A 21749-nucleotide genomic window follows, 5' to 3' on the forward strand; every position below is an offset into this window, starting at 1 on the left:
TAAAAAACGTTATACGTAAAACGTTTTCATAAAAGATGTTTTTATGTTAAATTAAAAATTGTAAATAATCAAACTATTTTAGGGCTTTTAATATGAATCATATACGTTTTGTTATTAATCAATAGGGAAGAAAATAGGGGGAAGAGAAATATGGCGTTTATGCAATGTGATTTTTTTTCAGAAGTATTGCAACTAAGTACCTCAATGAACGTTCTAATACCGCAGCAAACAAAATCTCAAATTGGTTTGAAAACCAATACAAGAAGTGATAAACACCCTACGCTCTATTTATTACACGGTCTTTCTGATGATCATACGATATGGATGAGAAGAACTTCAATTGAACGCTATGCCTCGGAGTTAGGAATTGCAGTTGTAATGCCGAATGTAGATCGTAGCTTCTATAGAGATATGGCTTATGGAAAGAAGTATTGGACGTTCGTAACAGAAGAGCTTCCTCAACTAGCTAGAGCATTCTTTCCGTTATCAGAAAAAAGAGAAGATAATTTTGTAGCTGGTCTTTCTATGGGAGGATACGGTGCTTTAAAATGGGTGCTTCGCAAACCACATCAATTTTCTGCAGCGGCCAGTTTATCAGGAGTGATGGACGTCGAAGGGCTTGGAGAACGAGGAGAAGTTCAGTTTTTAGATTATCCTTTGATTTTTGGTATGCCTCCTATTATTCGACCTGAAGATGATCTTTTCTGGCTGCTTGAAAATCGACGGCGCTATGGAGAAGTGACTCCGCGTATTTATCAATGCTGTGGAACGGAAGATTTTTTATATGAGGAAAATAAGCGCTTTTCCGAGAGATGTAAGCAGGAGCCTATTTGTTTTACATATGAAGAAGGAAAAGGAAGTCACGACTGGGCATACTGGGATCAAAAAATTCAAGATGTGTTAAAATGGCTGTTTAGTGAGAAATAGGGCAGGTAGTTTTCGATGGTTCCGACTTCTAGTAGTATAATAAAGAAAAATGTGTACTTAGTCGATGGACTACAAGGAAATGGGAGTCGGTACGAATGGGGAGAAAAAAAGTCACGATTACAGAAGTAGCAAAAGAAGCGGGTGTTTCGTTAGCCACGGTATCAAGAATTTTCAATAACAAAGAAGGTAAAATTAAAATCAGTGAAAAAACAAAACAAAAAGTACTGAAAGCAGCCGCTCATTTAGGGTATCAGACCAATCCATTTGCGGCAGCTCTGCGGGCCCAAAAAACAGGGATCATCGGGATATTAATTAGAGATTTAAAAGATCCGTTTTTAATTGAATTATTGAAAAAGGTACAGCAACAAGTCCAAAGTCGAGGAATGGATGTTCTTATTGGACATACGGATTACCAAGAAACAACGGCTGGGCGTCAATTAAATGTTATGATGAATCATTGGTTTGATGGGGTTATTTTATTAGACTACATAGCGGCTCAGCATCCATTTGTAGACGTGTTAAACCAATATCAAACGCCATACGTTTCTCTTACAGGAGACGATTCTTCTGCACTTTGGCCAATTGTACATGTAGATGATGAGTTAGGGATGCAATTAGCTGTTGCTCACTTAACGGCCCTTGGTCATAAAAATATAGGTTTCGTTGGAAAAACTGTAAGCGGAGTCGAGCACCGTTTGTCTCTTTTTTATCAGTATGCACCGTCAGCAAATTCAAAGTTTGTGAAAGAAAATATGAATAACCAAGATGAATTATATCAGTTTATGAATGAACTGGCTCATCATCCAGAGCCCCCAACTGCGCTTATTTGTGCCACGGATTACATTGCTCTGAAAGCGATACACTGTGCGTGGCAAAACGGGCTTCATGTTCCGGAAGATTTATCTATTATAGGGTTCGATGATATTACAGAAGCTAGTGAAGCACATCCTCCATTAACAACTATCCGTCAACCGATGGAAGAAATGGCTGAAAAAGCAGTAAATCTCTTACTTCAGCAAATTCAGAATCAGCAAGAAATAAATCAGGTACAGCATAAAATGGCACCTGTATTAGTAGAGCGTGAGACCACAAAACGTATGAATTGATAAGGAATGTATATACTATTCCTGAAAGTGTGAGACAAAAAGTCCACACTTTTTTGCATTAACCATTGCGTCTACTTCCCTCTTTCTTATACACTGTATGCTGTAGGGGAAAAAACCAAGCTTTAATATGTTTGGAGCGATTTGATGACACAACAAAAATTAGATAAATATGAAATTATGGATGTTAGCTTACTAGCAGGTAAAATTATGTTAGAAAGCGGAGCAGAAACGTATCGAGTAGAAGATACAATGATGCGGATTGCAGCGTCTTACGGTATAAAAAAATCCCACAGCTATGTGACACCAACAGGGATTATGTTTTCACTTGAAACGAAAGAACCAACGAAAACGAAATTGATTCGTATTTCCGAACGAACGACAGATTTAAAAAAAGTAACCATGGTAAATAGCGTCTCAAGAACAATCAGTCAAGGAAACATTTCTCTTGAGGAAGCATATGAAATGCTACAAGAAATTGAAGCAACGAACGTAGCCTTTCCACTATGGGTTCAACTTGCAGCTGCATCCATCTCTAGCGGATGCTTTTTAATCATGTTTCAAGGTCTATGGACGGACTTTATTCCAGCTATGTTTTCAGGAGGTCTCGGATTTTTGACCGTGGTGTATTTCCATCGTCTTATTCCGATTCGCTTTTTTGCTGAGTTTACCGCTTCGTTAGTTATTGGACTTTTATCAGCTCTTTTAGTGGCTTCAGGACTGGGCACACAAATTGATAAAATTATTATTGGATCGGTCATGCCTCTCGTTCCTGGTTTATCCATTACTAATGCAGTGCGAGATTTAATGGCGGGACATTTACTGTCTGGATTATCAAAAGGAGCAGAAGCGTTTCTGACGGCATTCGCTATTGGTGCAGGTATTGCCATTGTATTTACGCTTCTATAGAAGGGAGGCATCATATGCATATCGTAGAGCAGATAATCACAAGTTTTATTGCTTCAGCAGCATTTGGGATCATTTTTAATGTTCCACGTGAATCATTATTAAAAAGTGGCTTTGTCGGAATGATTGGCTGGCTCATTTACTATTTGATGACATTCTATGGCGTAGATGAAATTCCAAGCACAGTTGCATCGGCTTTCTTTATTGCTATCATTAGTCAAATTTACGCAAAAATTTATCGCACGCCGATCATTATTTTCACCGTAGCAGGCATTATTCCACTAGTTCCAGGAGGAACAGCATACGATGCCATGCGTAACTTTGTAGAAAATAATTATAATGAAGCGATTAGTCTTGCAGCGAAGGCCTTTATGATTTCAGGTTCAATTGCCATTGGTATTGTATTTTCTGAAGTCATTAACCAAATCATTCGCCAATCTAAATTAAATGCCAAAGCAAAATATCGACCGTAGAGAAGCAAGCTCAACTAAGAGCGGGCTTTTTTTATGGAAAAATAAAGAGATCCTTTCTTTTTTGTCACAAGAAAGTCACGTTTTAGTCTAAAAACGTTCAAAAAATGTACGTGCACAGCTAAGAAAATCGACTATACTATGTAAATAGAAAGAGAGACATTACATATGTATGTGAAACATTGAGCATATTTCTCGAATTATTATGCTCAATGTTTCACAATATAAGTAAAATATGCTCAGTAATGAGCAAAGTATTTATGGAAATGATGAATGTTCTTATATATGAAAGGAGAAAGAAGATGGATACAGTCATACTATCACGCATTCAATTTGCATCAACGACGCTGTTTCATTTTATCTTTGTACCGCTATCTATAGGCCTTGTCTTTTTAGTAGCGATCATGGAAACGATGTACGTAGTAAAAAAAGATGAACAGTATAAGAAGATGGCTAAGTTTTGGGGACATTTGTTCCTGATTAACTTTGCTGTCGGAGTTGTAACAGGTATTTTACAAGAATTTCAGTTTGGCATGAACTGGTCAGAGTACTCACGGTTTGTAGGAGATGTATTCGGTGCGCCGCTAGCTATTGAAGCACTGCTAGCATTTTTTATGGAGTCCACTTTCCTCGGGCTATGGATTTTCGGATGGGATCGTTTGCCTAAATGGCTGCACTGTTTGTGTATTTGGCTTGTTAGTCTAGGTACTATTTTTTCAGCATTCTTTATTTTAACGGCTAATTCTTTTATGCAGCATCCAGTCGGAATGGAGCTGAATAATGGTCGTTTAGAAATGAATGACTTCTTTAAATTATTAACAAACGGTCAGCTTTGGGTTGAATTCCCTCATACAATTTTAGGTTCATTTGCAACAGGCGCCTTTTTTATTACGGGTGTCAGTGCCGTTATACTCTTGAAGAAAAAACATTTGGCTTTTGCCAAAAAATCGTTTCAAGTTGCCATCATTGTAGGGTTAGTTTCGGGTGTAGGAATTGCGTTATCTGGGCATGAACAGGCCGGATACTTAGTTAAAACACAGCCGATGAAAATGGCAGCAAGTGAAGGGTTATGGGAAAACAGCGGAAGTCCAGGTGCCTGGACGGTAACGGCAAATATTCATCCTGATGAAAAGAAAAATACGAGTGAAATCAAAATACCTTATTTATTAAGCTTTTTATCATACGGAAAATTTTCAGGTTCTGTTCCTGGAATGAATGAGCTGCAGCAGCAGTATACGGAAAAATATGGAGATGGAAATTATATTCCACCCGTTCGGACAACGTTTTGGAGTTTCCGCATTATGGCTGTTCTAGGTGGGGTATTATGTGCATTAGGTATTTGGGGCACGTACTTACTTTCTCGCAAAAAGCTTCAAGAAAGCAAACTATTTTTACGTATTATGACGATTGCAATTGCCTTTCCGTTCCTTGGAAGCTCAGCAGGTTGGATTATGACAGAGATTGGTCGTCAGCCTTGGGTTGTATTTGGCTATATGAAAACCGAAGATGCTGTTTCTCCTGGTGTAACAGCAGGTGAATTGTTGTTCTCTATCATCTCATTTTCGTTCTTTTATTTAATTTTAGCCGTGATTATGGTGTTCCTGTTTGTTAAAGAAATTAAAAAAGGTCCAGATCATGATCACGAAGAACATACAAAAGTGGTATCAACGGATCCGTTTACAAAGGAGGGATACAATGTTTTCTCTTAATGAATTCTGGTATTTGCTAGTATCCGTTCTTTTTGTGGGTTTTATCTTTTTAGAAGGCTTTGATTTTGGGATTGGAATGGTGTCTCGTTTTTTAGGAAGAAACGACTTAGAGCGACGAGCTTTTATTAATACAATCGGTCCTTTTTGGGATGCAAATGAAGTTTGGCTAATTTCAGCAATCGGTGCTATGTTTGCCGCTTTTCCAAACTGGTATGCAACGCTATTAAGTGGGTCATATGTTCTTTTTGTTCTTCTTTTGCTTTCCCTTATCGGACGCGGAGTAGCATTTGAATTTCGAGGAAAAGTCGAAAAACAAGCGTGGAAAAATGCATGGGATTGGGTTATATTCTTTGGAAGTCTTTTTCCACCGCTCATTTTTGGTATCTTATTTTCAGCGTTAATGAAAGGACTGCCTGTTGAAAGCAACATGCAAATGAACGCTGGCTTTTCGGATATTGTTAACTTATATACGATAACAGGTGGCGTTACATTAACAATGCTTTGCTTATGGCACGGACTCATTTTTGCGACAATCCGTACGATGGACGACATTAGAGATCGTTCACGAAACGTTGCTATGAAGCTTTTGCCTGTTAATGCCTTGTTGCTTCTTATTTTTTCAGGCATGACGTTTTTTGAAACAGATTTATTCAGTAACCATAGCCGCTTGATGCTATATACATTTTTTATCGGTTTTTTCGTGTATTTACTAGCAGGATTTTTCCTTACACGTAAAAAAGACGGATGGGCATTTGCTATGTCTGGCTTAATTTTGATTTTATCAATTTCCTCTATATTTGCGGGATTGTTTCCAACCGTGTTGGTTAGTTCAATAAATGAAAGCTATAGCTTAACTATTCATAATGCAGCATCAGGGAATTATTCCTTAAAAATTATGTCTTACGCTGCTATTGCGTTACTGCCTTTTGTATTAGGTTATCAAATTTGGAGCTACTACGTTTTCAGAAAACGTGTAGATCATAAGGAGCATATGGAGTACTAATGGGTAGAAATTTAATGGTTTACAATGGAATAAAAATGGTTCTTGCCATGTTAATAGGGCTTATTACTATTCAAAGTGTAGCCATTATTTTTCAAGCTAAATGGCTTGCCGAAGTAATTACCGCTCTTTTTCATGGTGAAAATTTAACTTCGCAGACAAAAACAATCGGATTGTTTTTGTCTGCCTTTATGGTTCGCCAGATCGTAAGTTTTATAGTAAAAAAAACAGCATATCAATTTGGAGTCAAAACAATTCAGGAACTTCGTTTGACAGTAATGAAAAGCATTTTTGCATTAGGACCGCGCTTTACCAAAAATGAAGGGACAGGAAACTTGGTGACGCTCATCACAACAGGCCTACAGAAGCTTCGCGCTTATCTTGAGCTATTTCTACCTAAACTGGCTGCCATTAGCGTTACGCCTTGGCTAGTACTCGCTTTCGTTTGGTACCACGATCGGCTTTCAGGCATTATTTTACTTGTGACCATGCCAATTTTAATTTTATTTATGATTTTGCTTGGACTGGCTGCACAGAAAAAAATAGATAGTCAATGGAAGACATATCATGTGCTGTCCAATCACTTTGTAGATTCGCTTCGAGGATTAGAAACTTTAACATTTCTCGGGAAAGGTAAGGAACATGCTGAAACGATTGAAAGAGTCAGTGACCGTTATCGAAAAGCAACAATGGGAACGCTCCGAATTGCTTTTTTATCCACGTTTGCTCTTGATTTCTTTACGATGTTATCTATAGCCATCGTCGCTGTTATGCTTGGTTTGCGATTGGTGAATGGTTCGATGACATTAGAGCCTGCACTTATGATTTTATTGCTAGCGCCTGAATACTTTCTACCGATACGAGAAGTAGGAAACGATTACCATGCAACATTGGACGGGAAAGAATCTGGAGATGCATTAATTAAAATTATGAAACAGGCTGAAAAGCCGTCGGCTAAAAAAGAAGATGTTCCTAATTGGACTGAAAGCAGTGAACTTCAATTACGTCATATTACCGTAAAATATGACGAAGAGCATCCACCTTCTCTTGAAGATGTGTCATTGCATGTTAAAGGAAGTAAGAAAATTGGAATCATAGGAAAAAGCGGAGCTGGAAAATCGACGCTTATTGATATACTAAGTGGCTTTGTCAAAGCTACAGAAGGATCTGCTGAAGTAAACGGCGTGCCAATTGATTTATGCTCAGAAGCTTGGCAACAGCAGATTACGTATATCCCTCAGCACCCATTTATTTTTAATGGAACAGTGAAAGAAAATATTGAATTTTATCAGGATAGAGGCGGATCGTATGATTATGAAGATGCTTTAAACAAAGCAGGACTTTTATCTATGATTCAACAGATGCCTAACAAGGAAAATGAAATGATAGGAGATGGAGGACGGCAGCTTAGCGGCGGCCAAGCTCAAAGGGTTGCTCTAGCTCGAGCATTTCTAAGCGATCGCCCTATCATTATGCTTGATGAACCAACAGCACAAGTGGATATCGAAACGGAATATGAATTAAAGCAAGATATTTTAACGATGTTCCAAGAGAAGTTATTTGTTTTAGCTACGCACCGTCTGCATTGGATGAAAGACATGGATCTAATTGTTGTAATAGAGGACGGAAAGGTTGCAGAAGTCGGTAATCATCAAGAGCTGATTCAAAAAAAAGGAGCTTACTATCAATTTTTACATGAAGAGGAGGAGGTATGATGAAATATAAAAGTTGGATATGGCCCTACTTTAAAACATATAAATATCGTATCTTTTCTATTCTATTACTAAGCTTGTTAACGATCGGTTCTGCTTGCGCGCTAATGTTCACGTCAGGTTATTTGATTTCAGCTTCTTCCTTACAGCCAGAAACGATTTTATTGGTGTATGTTCCAATTGTACTTGTACGTACATTTGGTTTAAGTCGAGCAGCCTTTCGTTATGCGGAACGTCTTGTCAGTCATGATTTTATTCTTCGTATTTTAGCTAAAATGCGTACACGTCTTTATCATTTGATTGAACCGTTAATTGCTACATCTCGCTATCGAACAGGAGATGTTTTAGGAGTTTTGGCTGAAGATATTGAAAGTTTACAAGACTTTTTCTTACGTACTATTCTTCCAACAATCTCAGCTGTTATTTTATATGTTATTTCTATTGTAGCTTTAGGATTCTTTAGTCTAAAGTTTGCATGTTTGATTGCCGTCTATTTGTTTGTATTAGTAGTAGTGATGCCGCTTTTTTCACTGTGGCATATGAAGGCCGCCAATCAGCGATATAAGTCGAGCAAAGCACAGTTATACGCCAAAGTCACAGATGGATTTTTAGGAGTTGCTGATTGGGTGTTAAGTGGTCAGAAACAGTCATTTTTTCATTCGTATAACCAAACAGAAAATAAGTTAGACGGCATGGATCGCAAACTTAAATTGTGGATGTATTACAGAGAATTGATTGGCCAAGTTATTGTAGCGGCTTTAATTGTCACAATGATTTGGTTTGGGGCTTCTCTTTTTGCAGACAAAGAGCTTGCAGATGTGTTTATTGCTGCTTTTATTTTGGTGGTATTTCCTTTATCTGAAGCATTGCTGCCAGTATCTAATGCAGTAGAAAAGATTCCTCAGTTTGAAGAATCATTAAATAGAGTACAGGCAATGGAAAAGAACTGGGCAGATATGAATGAAAAGAAAAAACATACTCTTTCTCTACCGTATAAAGGTTCATGGAGTTCGGTTAGCTTAAAAGTCGAACATGTAAGCTTTCGCTATAGTACTGAGGAAGATTCAGTAATTCACGATCTTTCATTTCAAGTCGAGCAAGGGAAAAAAATTGCGATTCTTGGTAAAAGCGGAGCTGGAAAATCGACTCTCTTGAAATTACTTCAAGGCTCCTTATTGCCTACAGAAGGTACAGTTCAACTAAACGGTCAGTCTGTGGCTGAAGTCCGGGAAGATGTATCAAAACTCATCTCTGTATTAAATCAAAATCCTTATTTATTTAATACAAGCGTAGCAAATAATTTATTGCTAGCTAACGAAGAAGCCACAAAAAAAGAAGTAATTGAGGCCATGAAGCAAGTGAATATGCATTCCCTTGTTGAAGGTTTGCACCAAGAATATCAAACGTCGATGCTTGAAACAGGTCAGCGCTTCTCAGGAGGAGAACGTCAGCGGATTGCGTTAGCACGTGTTCTGCTTCAGCATACGCCAATTGTCATCCTCGATGAGCCAACTGCAGGGTTGGATGCTGTGACTGCAAAGCGTTTGTTATCTACCATCTTTGACACTCTTCACGACAAAACCTTAATTTGGGTTACGCACAATTTAGTTGGGATGGAAAAAATGGATGAAATCTTATTTTTACGAGATGGAAAGGTAGCGATTCATGGAACGCATAAAGAATTACTTGCTACGAATAGTCACTATCAAAAGCTATATGAATTGGATCATCCGACAAAAAGCCTTTAGCAAAAGCTAGAGGCTTTTTATTATTTTATAATAAAGTGAAATTCGCCAAGTATGGGTAATGCATCGGACTAAGGAAGACAGCTTGGATTCAAAGAGAGGAGTAGGCGTTTAGCTTTTTTGAAAAAGTGGTAAAACAAGGCAGAGTTCGTTTCTTTCTGTATAACATCGTTTTATTTTAGGGAAAATATATACACATTATGCGAACGAGAGAAGGAAGATACAATGGAACCCATGCTTATACATATCACGCTTGTAGTGGGATTAGGAGTTCTATCTCAGTGGCTGGCTTGGAGATTTAAGCTACCAGCAATTGTTGTGATGTCGATTATTGGGCTACTAACAGGCCCTATTTTAGGTTTAATTGATCCTAAAGCACAGTTTGCGCAACTTTTTGATCCTTTTGTATCTATTGCTGTAGCTGTTATTTTATTTGAAGGTAGCTTGAACTTAGACATGAGAGAGGTAAGGGGAATCGAAAAGCCCGTGTTTCGAATTGTGACACTAGGCGCCATGCTAGCTTGGATTTTGGGTTCTTTAGCTGCTCATTATATAGCGGATTTATCATGGGCAGTAACAATTGTCATCGGAGGACTTTTTATTGTAACGGGTCCAACCGTGATTTTACCTCTTTTACGACAAGCTAAATTAAAGCCAAAACCAGCAGCGATTTTAAAATGGGAAGGTATTATTGTTGATCCATTTGGTGCATTGCTGGCCGTTTTTTCGTTTGAAATTGTTCAATTTTTAGTGCTGAGAGAAGTGAGTGGAAAAACAATTCTCTTTTTCTTTGTGGCTTCTATTATTGCTGTTTTAATAGGGTGGATACTTGGGCGCGGAATAGGGTGGATGTTTCAAAAGGGGCATATTCCAGAGTATTTAAAATCTCCGGTCGTATTTGTTATCGTTATTGCCTGTTTTACAGTAGCTGATGAAATTAAGCATGAAACAGGTCTTTTAGCCGTAACAGCGATGGGGATTACGCTTGCTAATATGCATATTTCATCTATTAGTGATATGCGACACTTTAAAGAGAATATTTCGGTTCTATTAACTTCTACTATTTTCATCATGTTAACCGCTGGACTAACAATGAAGACCATTACTGAAATTTTTCATTGGAATATTATTTTGTTTGTTTTACTTATGCTGTTTATTGTCAGACCTGTTTCCATCTTTTTGTCAACGATAGGAACAGATTTATCTATAAAAGAAAAAATACTCATTGGCTGGATTGCTCCGCGTGGAATTGTGGCATTAACGGTCTCGAGCTATTTTGCGAAAGTACTAATTGACGAAGGGTTTAAAGATGCTTCCATCCTAACAACGCTGACATTTGCTTTAGTATTTGCTACGGTTTGTGCACACGGTTTTTCCCTTTCATGGCTAGCTAAGAGGCTTGATTTATCGATTGGAGAAGAACCCGGTATTTTGCTTGTAGGAAGCAATGGTTTTACAGCTGCCTTTGCTTCAAAGTTAAAACAGCTGGGCTATCCAGTATTAGTTGCTGATTCGTCTTGGGAGCGGCTAAGAGTTGCGCGAAGAGCGGAAGTAGATATTTATCACGGAGAAATTCTAGCTGAGCAAACGGAATATCATCTAGACTTAACTCCTTATGAATACATGATTGCTGCAACTGAGTTAGATGCATATAATGCGCTTGTTTGTACTGCTTTTCTTCAAGATATGGGACGGAATAATGTCTTTCAATTGAGCATTCGCGACCAAGAAGGTTCAGGAGAAGATGTTGATGAAATTATGCATACAGTAAGAGGACGTATGCTCTTTAAGAAAGGAATTACATGGGAGTTTTTGCATCATAAAATGGAGCATGGATATACGATTTACAATACAAAAATTACGGATGAATATACGTATGAAACATATCTTGAGGAGAAAAGTGTTGATTCTCTTTTATTGGCAGTAAGTAAGCAAGGAAAGGCATTGAGCTTTTTTGCTCATGATCAAGAAATAAGTGTTAATGCGGGTGATACGGTGTTAAGCCTTCAGCCATTAAAAAGATAAAAAAACAGGCCTTTGAAGGCCTGTTTTTTTACGCTTGTCTTTGTTTAAAATGAATGACGAAAAGATAAGCAGCAGCAGCTGCAAAATAAATGGTAACGGCTGGTGCCGTAAAGACATGCCCAGCTACAAAGGCAATTCCAAGAGCTAATACAATTGCTGTACTGTACATCATAAAGCTTTCATCAAGAAGCTGTGATGGCTCTTTAAATAATCGAAGCAATACGGTTAAACCAACTACTAGAAGTGGAAGAACCCATAGCAAAAATCCGATGATACCTAAAGAGAAAAACAAATCATAAAAATCCATTTCAATCATCTTTGGCGGAAGCTGTTTTGTATAGTCACCAGAAAAGCCCATACCTATCATTTTTCGTGCAATAGGTGCTTTGGCATACTCTTCCTTATGATGAGCTAAAAATTGCTCACGGCTGCTTAGAATCAGATTTTGAATATCTTTGTCATCTAAATTTGATTCCTTTTGTTTTTTCTTTTTAGCAGGCTTTTCTTTTTCTTTCTTTTCCGGCTTTTCTTGTTCTGTTTTCTCTTTTTTAGCCTCTAACATATCGATATGCGTATATGTGTTTTTATAAGCTGGAGAAATCGGAGTAGTTGCTCCGGTTACAATTAAAAGCAGAATTGAGATTACTAAGTTGGCTTTAATTAAGCTGCGTTTATTCGTAAATAATTTTGCAAATAAGACAACTGTTGCTACAACTAAAGAAAGAATAACGGCACCTAAGCCTACTTTCGTTCCAAGCATGATGGATGAAACGGCTAACAAGATAAAAGGAATCCAGTAATAAGCTTTTGAAAACGAACGTACTTTATCTAAAGCTAAAAGCAGTGTGAGAGGAAGCAAAATAGCAATGGTTGCTCCTAGCTCATTTGCTGCATAAAACCAGCCTTTAAATCCGATTTTATTATACTGATAACTCTCTAGTGCTGTACCTGTTAACATTGTACCGATAAAAACAATACTAATGATGAGTGAAGCAGTCAGTAAGTTTTTACTCAGTATTCTTTTTACATCCACAGATGAGCGATAGTGTGAGAACATCACAATCATTCCAAGTAATGTAACGTTCATATAAATAACCTTATTGAAAAATTTAATTTCTTGCCCAATGTAATAAGGGTCTTTCCACTGATGATTTAAGTAGATATTGAGTCCAAGAAAGAGTGCAAAAACAATGAGGTAGATAATCGAATATCTAGCCCATTTTGATTTTTTGGCAAACAATAAAAGTAGGACACCTGCAAAAATCATATATAGAAAGCGAATAACAACCCCAATTGAGAGACCACTATCCATGTTCAAAACCATGTACGTCGTTAGCATATCAATAATAGGCTGAATTGAAATAAAACCAACGAACAGAAAAAATAACCAGTATGTGTTCTTCATATAGTACTCTCCTGTTTTACGTGAATTAACGTTTTCTTTTAACTAAAAGCATAACACCTTCTACTCTGCATAATAGCGTCGACATTAAGTATACTAAACCACCTGCAATACAGACAATACCAAATCGCAAGATAACATGTAATGAATTCAAAAATGCGATGTCCTTTAAGAAGAACATGACGATAGCAACAGGTACGGAAGCTAAAAGAATTTTTCCTGTTTCTTTTACTAGATATCCGTAATGGAAGTGATTGATTTGTTTTGTCAGCATAACGAATACGATGGCCGTGTAGAAAAAGGCAACCACTGACATGGAAAGTGCTAATCCTTGGTATCCCATAAATTTAGTAAAAATCATATTAAAAATGATATTTAACACAATGGATAATAAGCCTGCTCTCATAATAAGATAACCTTTTTGAAGAGAATAAAAGCCTTTTGCAAGAACAGCTTGCAGCGAATAGAAAAACACGGAACCTAGGTAATAATAAGATACATCCGTTGTTTTTAGCGTGGATTGTGCGTCAAATGCACCGCGCTGGTAGGCAATCATTACAATGTCTTTCATATAAAAGATCATAATAACAATCGTTGGAATCAGCAGCATCAGCATAAACGTGATCCCTTTTTCAATTCCCGATTTAAAGCGTTCTTCATCTTTTTCAGAAATGGCTCTTGCAATGAGCGGATAAATAATGGTTGCGACCGTAACTCCGAATATTGCCTGGGGAATACTTACAAGCCTGAAGGCGTAATTTAAGTATGAAATAACACCTTCACCAAAGGAACCAGCAAAGAAGAAGTTTACAGTTAAGTTAATTTGACCGACCATAATGGTCACACCCACAGGGATAAACACTTTATAAAAAGCCACAACTTCATCACGGTCAATTTTTTGCTTCCATAACAGCAGATGCTGCGGTTTAAAATAGACAACTTTAATTAAGAAAGAAGCAATTGTTCCCACAAAATATCCAAGAGCAATTGCATAACCGCCCATAACTGAATGTAATAAGCTGGTACTTAAAATCGTAAATAGTACAACAACCGTTTGAGAAAACACGGAGAAAGAATATTGACTTCTTGCATCAAATACACCTTCGTATACAGCGTTCACTCCAACCAGTGAAAGAGATAAAAAGTACATAACGCCCGTATAAATTCCTAGCTCAATTGCTGCTTTGGAAAAATTAGAATACGAAGCAGGAAAGTAAAAGAAAGCGGCAATCGATCCGAGAACCGAAATAATAAAACAAATAAGAAAGGTTGATTTAACAATATTAGTCAAATGAACCTTTCCTTTATTTTCTTTTTCATAACGTAAATAACTAGGAATAAACGCATCCTTCATCCCCGTTAACATAAATAAAATAAAAGCGTTTGGAATAATCATTGCTGCGTTGTACGAATCGACGATATAACTTGTTCCAAAATAATTAGCAATAACTAAATCACGAATCATACTAGAAAATTTCAAAAATAATGTTGATATGAGCAGTAAAATGCTTGCGAATTTTAAGTTTTTCATGCGAAACTCCTACCTTTTCAAGTTATCTCATCAACTATTAGCAATAAAGAAGCATCCGACAACTAGAAGAATACAGCCGATAACTTGTTTTGTTGTAACTTTTTCTTTGATTAAAAAGTAACCGAATGTTAATGTCCAAATATACGTAATAGACGTGAGCGGAAATACAATAGAATAAGGTAACAGCGTTAAAACGTACACATTAAGCAGAGCTGCCGCCCCGTAAAAAAGGCCGCCACCCACAAAACAAATAAGCGCTGGCTTAATCTTTTTTTCATTTAAATACGTAGAAATATACTTGAAAAAGACAGCTCCAACTGAACCTAAAAGGGTCATAATAATTAAAAGTGGAATACTATTCATCTTGGCCACCTACTAGAATTACACCTACGATAATAATAAGAGTACCGACCAGCTTCATAAGGCTAACGGTTTCATTTAATAGAAAGAAACCAAGAGCAATGCTGATTACGTATCCTAGGCTTAAAAATGGATGAAGTAAGGAAACTCTTTCAAATTTAAAAGCGGCAATCATAAACACCGCTCCTAATCCATAAAGGAAAAAACCAATAATTAAATTTAAGTTAAATGAAGCTTCGGACAACTTCCAAAAAAGTTGTCCAACAGCTGTAAACAGGGAAGCCACAATAATGAGTGTGATTCCTAGCTTTTTATTGTAATTGCTCTCCATCAGGAGGTCACATCCTTTTCTTTCTGATCAAATCGGATAAAAGGAAGACCAACAAAGAAGAAAGACACGAATACACTTGCTAATAAATATCGAAAATCTTGAGCCGGCAATGCCGCAAGAACAGAAAGTGTGTTAAGAGCCCAAGGAATGACGATAATAAGTGACGTAATTCCTCTTCGAACCACTAGCATTAATGAAAATAGTAAAATGACACAGTGATAAAAAGCTGGTTTCCATAAGAACGTAAAAACAGGATGCTTAAAAATAGCTAAGTAAGCATTGGCAGTATGTGTAATAAACGGCTCAATCACTTTATTTTTAAGACCTAAATCGTTGCCGTAATAAATGTTGGTTACATACGTATCGGTGTAGCCATCTTTAAAGGGGTTGATTTGCCATACTAAAGCCGTTTGTTTGAGAAAACCTTCCGTTGCTAGGTAAGGGTTTTTGATAACAATGCTAGCATAGTTTTTAAAGTAAAGACCTAAATCATTAAAAATAAATTCGCGGTCATAGTATTTCCAAGTAAATTTAATAGGATCACTTTTGTATGGATTATACTTCTCTTTCCACAATTCAATAGGGAGCACTTTATTAAAATATTCGCGCTCTTCTTTTGACATATCCCCATCATTTGAAATGATGTTTGCAATTTGTTGAGTTGGAATAGACAAAGCTTCATTTGGATCTGAAGGTTTTACATCAAGCCAAGTGAATACAGGACCTGTGACAATCTTTTGCAAAATAAATACGACTAAGAAAATCGTAACAAGAGGTTTCCAATTTTTTCTGAATAAGACGATCATTAAAAGAAAAGTCAAAACAAATACAGGAAAACCATTATGTCTAAAGAAAGCTACTCCAAATGCAGAGAGTAGAAGCAAGAAAAAGCTTGCTTTACTTTTAATCCAAGCACCTTTTGATAGATAAATTTTTGCAATGTTAACCGTAAAAAACAGCAGGAAAGCACTGTATAAAATATCTTTCCAAATAATAATCGAAAAGATTAAAAAGCTTGGAATAATGATAATAATAAATGTTAAAAGTCCAATCATAACAGGATGTGCTTTGCGTTTAATGAAAAAGTCAAACGTATAGGCGTATATGCTTACCACGACAACAATTTGAGTGAACGCTACAATTCCTGGGTTATCCCATATTTTTGTTAGCAGCATAATCAGCCATGTGATCATAATAGGATGCCAATCATTAAATTCTCCGTTATGTGCCTGTCTCCACTGTGCTAATGAATCAGGCGTCATAGCTGCTGGGAAAAAGGCAAACCAGTAATATAAACTAACAGCTAAAATAAGAATTATAATGATTCCTAGGTAACGCTTTGGGTGTGCGAATGTATAGTGAAAGTCGTTCATCTGTTTAATCGCGCTGAGCACAGCGGCCGTCAGTAGCATTGCCAATAACGTACGACTGAGTGCATACAAAACGAGTAAAAAAATAGTTGAGCTCGTCATATGTAAGTTATCTAAAAGTGAAAACTGTACGATAAATGAAAAGACAATCAACAATAACCATTCTATCGGTTTAAATGAAGCATAAGCTCTATTTTTATAAATAAAAATAGAGCTTATGCTGGTAAATACAAGTGCAGCAAAAAGGGAAAGATAGTGAACGCCGTCTGGATTACCAATACTTAAACCGATAAGAATAATTAAAGCTGTTACTGTAAGCAGCAAAATACTTTTTTTATTCTTCATCATTGTTATTCTCCTACTTGTTCAATCTGTTCAATTTTTTTATTTAGTTCTAATTCATATTGCTTGCGATTTAGTGAAGCAATTGTATCTAGAATTAATCCACAGACAAAAGATAAAACACCTAACACCATTAATCCAGTTGCTAAGATAGATGAAGGTACTTTGGTAATAAAGCCTGTATCAAAAAATTCATAAAGTACTGGAGCGCCCACAGCTAATCCTGCAACAATAAACAACACTGTCCAAATAGAGAAGAACTGAAGCGGCTTGTACTCTTTAAATAATGTGAAAATCATTCGTAACACCTTAAATCCATCAGAGAACGTATTAAGTTTTGATTCGCTGCCTTCAGGTCGATCGCGATAATCGATCGCAATTTCTTTTAGGTGGAATCGTTTATCTAACGCGTGAAGACTCATTTCTGTTTCAATTTCAAATCCTGGGCTCATTACAGGGATTGATTTTACAAATAATTTATCGTACGCACGATAACCTGTCATGATATCTCTGATGTTACTTTTGTATAGGCGGTTAATTAAAGAGCGTACTAAGTTATTACCAAAATTGTGGAAAGCGCGTTTGTTTTCTTCGAAATACGTTCCGTTTGATAAACGATCTCCAATGACCATGTTAGCTTCTCGATTCCTAATAGGCTCAATTAATTGATGAACAAATTCTGCAGGATATGTATCATCACCATCTACCATGACATAACAATCTGCATCAATTTCCTGAAACATCGAACGTACAACATTTCCCTTTCCTTGCTTGAATTCTTTTTTTACGATTGCGCCGTGTTCAAGTGCAATTTCACTTGTGCGATCTTTTGAATTATTGTCGTACACATAAATATCTGCACTAGGCAGTTCGCGTTTGAAATCATCAATTACTTTTCCAATTGTTACTTCCTCGTTATAACAAGGAATTAAAACTGCGACTTTCATTTTTCCACCTCATCAAAAAAAATTGTTGGGAGTTGTTCAGCAATTGCATCTACTGTGTAGCGATTTGCTGTTTGTAACGCCTGTTGAGACATTTGCTGTTTCACATTTTCAGGAAGATTAATAAAAACCTGTAGCTGTGAAGCCAGCTCGTCTACATTTTTTGGCTCAAAAAATAGGCCATTCTTTCCATCTATAATGTAATCTTTTAGACCACCAATCTTACTCCCAATCACCGGTGCTCCACAAGCCATAGCTTCGAGACCGACTAACCCTAAACTTTCTCCTTTTCTTACAGTTGGAAAAACAAATGCTTCAATCGCATTATATACGTAAGCAAGAGAGGACTGAGGAAGCAGAGGGAAATGGACGACTTTTTCCTCTAGCCCTAGAGTCTTGATCATTTCCTTAAATGCAGCTTCGTCTTTTCCACTTCCAACGTATAGGTATTTGTAAGAAGTCGGCGTTTGTTGTTCAGCTTTTGCAATTGCTTGCAGGTAATATTCCCATCCTTTCCCCACATCAATGCGACTTACACATCCAAGATAACGAATAGTAGGATCCAAGTTTAGTTCTTGATAAGCTTTGCTTTTATCTGCATAAGGATGAAACAAATCTTTATTCACTCCTCCGCTTGGAAAAATATAGATTGGGTTATGAACCTTATATTTCTCTTCAACGAGCCCTTTATAGTAGGGAGAAGGAGTAATGATTTTAGCGGAATGGTGCAATAAGTCATTTACTCTAGGCTGATACTTTTCTTGTGAAGCGACTTCAGGTACAACATCTGAACCATGCACGTTTGTCACGATCTTCACATTCTTCTTTAGCTTTTTGAGAATCAGAAGTGGAAGAGCATTATGAGATGCATAATGTACGTAAAGATAGTCATAGTTTTTTGTTAAGCCCGTCCAAATGACATTAGCGTAATGAGAAGCATAGCTAAAAAGCTTGCTTAATTTGCTTGTCTTTTTTTGCATGACAATTTTATCAACTTGAATATCATGTTGAACTAAAATTTTTTCAGTGTTTTGAACAAATACACCATAGCTCGGGAATTGTTCAGAAGGATACATATTTGAAATCAACAAAATTTTCATGAGTGTTTCACACCTATTTTTCTTTATTAGTTTATGATAATGACAACGGGTGTTCATTTAAATAGAGCTTACATGTATCATCTTACTATTAAGTTGAGCGATTTCATTGATAAACATGCAAAAATGGGTTGCATATCGCCAACATCACAATATTATAGCACACCTACTTTTTAAAATGCGAAAGTTTATCGGACACTTCCAAAACGATAGATAAAGTAGTAAAGAAGATGATTTTCTCATAATCATAATCATAAGAAAAAAGCGAACGCTAGCCGTTCGCTTTTTGTCACTTATTTCACTTCAACGCTTACCCCAAAATGGTCGGAAACAACGGGATAATGTATGTCGTTGAAAACCACGGCCGATGACTGAATATCCTGCACATGACTCGATAGAATTAAATCAAGGCGCAGCTCACGTTCATTATCATCCCATCCAGCAATTTTACCTTTAACCGTAATTCCACTATCTTTTGTGTTTGATAAAGTATACGTATCATAGAGGCCTTGGCTCAACAGGTAGTCGTAACCTTCATTTCGTCTATGAGCATCATTATTAAAGTCTCCCAGCAGGAAAAACGGGTTATCTTTGTGTACATGAGCTAGCAGCGTATCAACTTGCTGCTTGAATGGCTCTTCCTCGTCATCCCACCAGCCAAGATGACAAGAATAAAACGTTAGGAGCTCTTTCTCATATTCGATTGTTGCTCCAACAATTCTTCTCGTTTTCCAATAGTCAATATTTGACGTGTGTGAAACAAAGAATGAATGCTCTTCAATAACCGGGTGTTTCGTTAAAATGGCAATGCCTTCTTCATACACTTCATAGCCTATATGGGATAAATCCCATACCAATTGATAGTCTTCACCTTGTTTACCCAGTTCTTTTACTAAAAGCCAAGCGTAATTATCGCTACGAATGTGGTCGTATACATAAGGCGCGTCTATTTTTTGGCTTACTTCCTGTAAAGCAATGACATCATATTTTTCTTTTTTAATTACTTCAGCTAGACAAGATAACTTGTCTAGCTGATTTTCCTCTTGCCAAGAGTGGCAATTTAACGTTAATAGCTTCATTTTGTTAAGCTCCTAACAAATCTTGAATGTCGGATTTCAAAACATCCGCTTTAGGTCCATAAATAGCTTGTACCCCTTTATCTTTCAAGATTAAACCAAGGGCCCCGTTTTGTTTCCACTCACTTTCTCCTGCAACGGCATTTATATCTTTTACCGTGACGCGTAAGCGAGTCATACAAGCATCAACATCTTCAATGTTGTTTTCTCCGCCAAGCAGTTCAATAATGACAGGGGCAAGCGAATCATTTTTCACCTGCTTGCTGCTTGTTGCAGTTGTTTCTTCATCGATATAGTTTCCATTACGTCCCGGCGTTGGGAAGTTAAAACGTTTGATTAAGAAGTTTGCCACTCCAAAGTTTAAGCCGAAAAATACAAGGCAGGCGATGACAAAGTTCATTAAGTCAGCCCATAGTCCAGCTTTAATAATCATAGGCGTACGTGTTAATAGCTCAATTACGCCAAATGAGTGTACGCGAACATGAACAATATCAACAATCGCAAAAGCCAGTCCAGTCATAATTGCGTATACCACGTATAAAAGAGGTGCGGCGAACATGAACATAAATTCAATCGGTTCTGTTACGCCTGTTAAGAAAACAGCTAGTCCAGCTGAAAAGAACATTGAACGATATTTTGAACGTTTGTCAGGATCTACGTTGCGATACATTGCTAAAGCGATTCCAATTAACGATGCACAAGATAAAATCATCTGTCCTACTTTAAAGCGTGCAGGTGTAACGTCATGTAATAACTGCCTGTAGCTTTCCATATCTCCTGCAGCGCGGAAGTTATTTAAATCTGCAATCCAAGCAAGCCATAAAGGATCTTGACCGGCAACAGTGGAACCTGCTCCAGAACCCGTTAAAATTTTGTACGTTCCACCTAGTTCTGTGTAGTTCATAGGAACTGTCAGCATATGATGAAGACCAAATGGAAGAAGCAGACGCTCTAATGCTCCAAAAATAAATGGCGCTAGAATAGGAGCTGTATCTCTAGATGTTGCAATCCACTGTCCGAAGCTGTTTAGTGAGCCTTGGATGAACGGCCATACAATGGATAAAAGCAGTGCCGTTACAACTGAACCACCAATTACCACAAATGGTACGAAGCGTTTTCCGTTAAAAAACGAAAGGGCTTCAGGTAATTTATCATAGTTGTAGTATTTATTGAATAAATTGGCGCCTAAGAAACCAGCGATAATTCCTACAAACACTCCCATGTTAAGAGCGGGAGATCCTAAAATAGATGTGAAGTAGTCTTTTACAACTAACTCTTGTCCAAACAGTGATTGAACCGTGGTTTTTGAATCTGAGAGCATTTCTGTTTTAACTCCAAAAATGGCTCCTGTAATTCGGTTAATAAGAACGAATGCAATAAGTGCAGCAAATGCACCGCCAGCACGTTCTTTGGCCCAAGATCCTCCGATGGCAACAGCAAACAAGATGTGAAGATTAGTAATAATACCCCATCCTATATCCTCCATCACTCGTGCAATTGTTTGTACGGCAGTGATGTCTCCCCCAGTCATTGCAACTAGTTTTCCTAGTGAAATCATAATACCAGCTGCGGGCATAACCGCTACTACTACTAATAAAGCCTTACCAAACTTCTGCCAAAAATCAAATGAAAAGAACTTTTTCATAGTTTTTCCCCTTCCCCTATGTATGGGTTTTCATTTTATTTTTTTGATAAACGA

General features: G+C 37.2%; 18 protein-coding genes. 9 read left to right on the forward strand and 9 right to left on the reverse strand.

The window, feature by feature from the left end; genetic code table 11:
* Positions 1 to 150: 150 nt before the first annotated feature.
* The 9 genes from ACLHDF_RS11385 (at position 151) to ACLHDF_RS11425 (ending at position 11597) form a co-directional block, all read left to right on the forward strand.
* Positions 151 to 927 carry an alpha/beta hydrolase gene (locus tag ACLHDF_RS11385; protein ID WP_413918960.1) on the forward strand — a complete coding sequence of 259 codons (777 nt, stop codon included), beginning with the start codon at positions 151 to 153 and terminating at the stop codon, positions 925 to 927.
* A 95-nt stretch (positions 928 to 1022) separates the two neighbouring features.
* Positions 1023 to 2033: a LacI family DNA-binding transcriptional regulator gene (locus ACLHDF_RS11390; RefSeq protein ID WP_413918961.1), complete on the forward strand. Its 1011-nt coding sequence runs from the start codon at positions 1023 to 1025 to the stop codon at positions 2031 to 2033.
* Between the two features lie 144 nt (positions 2034 to 2177).
* On the forward strand, positions 2178 to 2939 hold the full coding sequence (locus ACLHDF_RS11395; RefSeq protein ID WP_013085528.1) for a threonine/serine exporter family protein: 762 nt from the start codon (positions 2178 to 2180) through the stop codon (positions 2937 to 2939).
* Between the two features lie 14 nt (positions 2940 to 2953).
* Positions 2954 to 3409: a threonine/serine exporter family protein gene (locus tag ACLHDF_RS11400; RefSeq protein WP_413918962.1), complete on the forward strand. Its 456-nt coding sequence runs from the start codon at positions 2954 to 2956 to the stop codon at positions 3407 to 3409.
* A 299-nt stretch (positions 3410 to 3708) separates the two neighbouring features.
* Positions 3709 to 5115, forward strand: a complete 1407-nt coding sequence (locus ACLHDF_RS11405; protein ID WP_413918963.1) for a cytochrome ubiquinol oxidase subunit I — start codon at positions 3709 to 3711, stop codon at positions 5113 to 5115.
* Positions 5102 to 6118: a cytochrome d ubiquinol oxidase subunit II gene (cydB, locus tag ACLHDF_RS11410; RefSeq protein ID WP_413918964.1), complete on the forward strand. Its 1017-nt coding sequence runs from the start codon at positions 5102 to 5104 to the stop codon at positions 6116 to 6118. The genes ACLHDF_RS11405 and cydB overlap by 14 nt, the downstream gene beginning before the upstream one ends.
* Entirely contained in the window at positions 6118 to 7830 is a 1713-nt protein-coding gene (gene cydD / locus ACLHDF_RS11415) for a thiol reductant ABC exporter subunit CydD (RefSeq protein WP_413918965.1), read from the forward strand. The genes cydB and cydD overlap by 1 nt, the downstream gene beginning before the upstream one ends.
* Positions 7830 to 9575, forward strand: coding sequence for a thiol reductant ABC exporter subunit CydC (cydC, locus tag ACLHDF_RS11420; protein ID WP_413918966.1), 1746 nt, complete (start codon positions 7830 to 7832; stop codon positions 9573 to 9575). The genes cydD and cydC overlap by 1 nt, the downstream gene beginning before the upstream one ends.
* 222 nt (positions 9576 to 9797) lie before the next feature.
* Complete coding sequence (locus ACLHDF_RS11425; RefSeq protein WP_413918967.1) at positions 9798 to 11597, forward strand: cation:proton antiporter; 1800 nt, start codon at positions 9798 to 9800, stop codon at positions 11595 to 11597.
* Between the two features lie 28 nt (positions 11598 to 11625).
* Here the strand turns inward: ACLHDF_RS11425 and ACLHDF_RS11430 are convergent, their stop codons facing one another.
* The 9 genes from ACLHDF_RS11430 to ACLHDF_RS11470 all read right to left on the reverse strand — a co-directional run bounded on the left by ACLHDF_RS11430 (position 11626) and on the right by ACLHDF_RS11470 (position 21695).
* Positions 11626 to 13002 carry an O-antigen ligase family protein gene (locus ACLHDF_RS11430; protein WP_413918968.1) on the reverse strand — a complete coding sequence of 459 codons (1377 nt, stop codon included), beginning with the start codon at positions 13000 to 13002 and terminating at the stop codon, positions 11626 to 11628.
* Between the two features lie 25 nt (positions 13003 to 13027).
* Positions 13028 to 14530: a murein biosynthesis integral membrane protein MurJ gene (gene murJ / locus ACLHDF_RS11435; protein ID WP_413918969.1), complete on the reverse strand. Its 1503-nt coding sequence runs from the start codon at positions 14528 to 14530 to the stop codon at positions 13028 to 13030.
* A 30-nt stretch (positions 14531 to 14560) separates the two neighbouring features.
* Positions 14561 to 14893, reverse strand: coding sequence for an EamA family transporter (locus tag ACLHDF_RS11440; RefSeq protein WP_413918970.1), 333 nt, complete (start codon positions 14891 to 14893; stop codon positions 14561 to 14563).
* A complete protein-coding gene (locus ACLHDF_RS11445; protein WP_413918971.1) occupies positions 14886 to 15221 on the reverse strand; it encodes an EamA family transporter in 336 nt (111 codons plus the stop codon). The genes ACLHDF_RS11440 and ACLHDF_RS11445 overlap by 8 nt, the downstream gene beginning before the upstream one ends.
* Entirely contained in the window at positions 15221 to 16939 is a 1719-nt protein-coding gene (locus tag ACLHDF_RS11450) for a DUF6020 family protein (protein WP_413918972.1), read from the reverse strand. The genes ACLHDF_RS11445 and ACLHDF_RS11450 overlap by 1 nt, the downstream gene beginning before the upstream one ends.
* A gap of 2 nt (positions 16940 to 16941) precedes the next feature.
* A complete protein-coding gene (locus tag ACLHDF_RS11455) occupies positions 16942 to 17880 on the reverse strand; it encodes a glycosyltransferase family 2 protein (protein ID WP_413918973.1) in 939 nt (312 codons plus the stop codon).
* The gene (locus tag ACLHDF_RS11460) at positions 17877 to 18977 is read right to left on the reverse strand and encodes a glycosyltransferase family 4 protein (protein WP_413918974.1); all 1101 of its coding nucleotides are present in this window, start codon (positions 18975 to 18977) and stop codon (positions 17877 to 17879) included. The genes ACLHDF_RS11455 and ACLHDF_RS11460 overlap by 4 nt, the downstream gene beginning before the upstream one ends.
* A gap of 290 nt (positions 18978 to 19267) precedes the next feature.
* Complete coding sequence (locus ACLHDF_RS11465; RefSeq protein WP_413918975.1) at positions 19268 to 20053, reverse strand: endonuclease/exonuclease/phosphatase family protein; 786 nt, start codon at positions 20051 to 20053, stop codon at positions 19268 to 19270.
* Positions 20054 to 20057: 4 nt separating this feature from the next.
* Complete coding sequence (locus ACLHDF_RS11470) at positions 20058 to 21695, reverse strand: PTS transporter subunit IIBC (RefSeq protein ID WP_413918976.1); 1638 nt, start codon at positions 21693 to 21695, stop codon at positions 20058 to 20060.
* Between the last annotated feature and the right edge of the window lie 54 nt (positions 21696 to 21749).

The organism is Priestia megaterium (genome assembly GCF_046599315.1).
Taxonomy (GTDB): domain Bacteria; phylum Bacillota; class Bacilli; order Bacillales; family Bacillaceae_H; genus Priestia; species Priestia megaterium_F.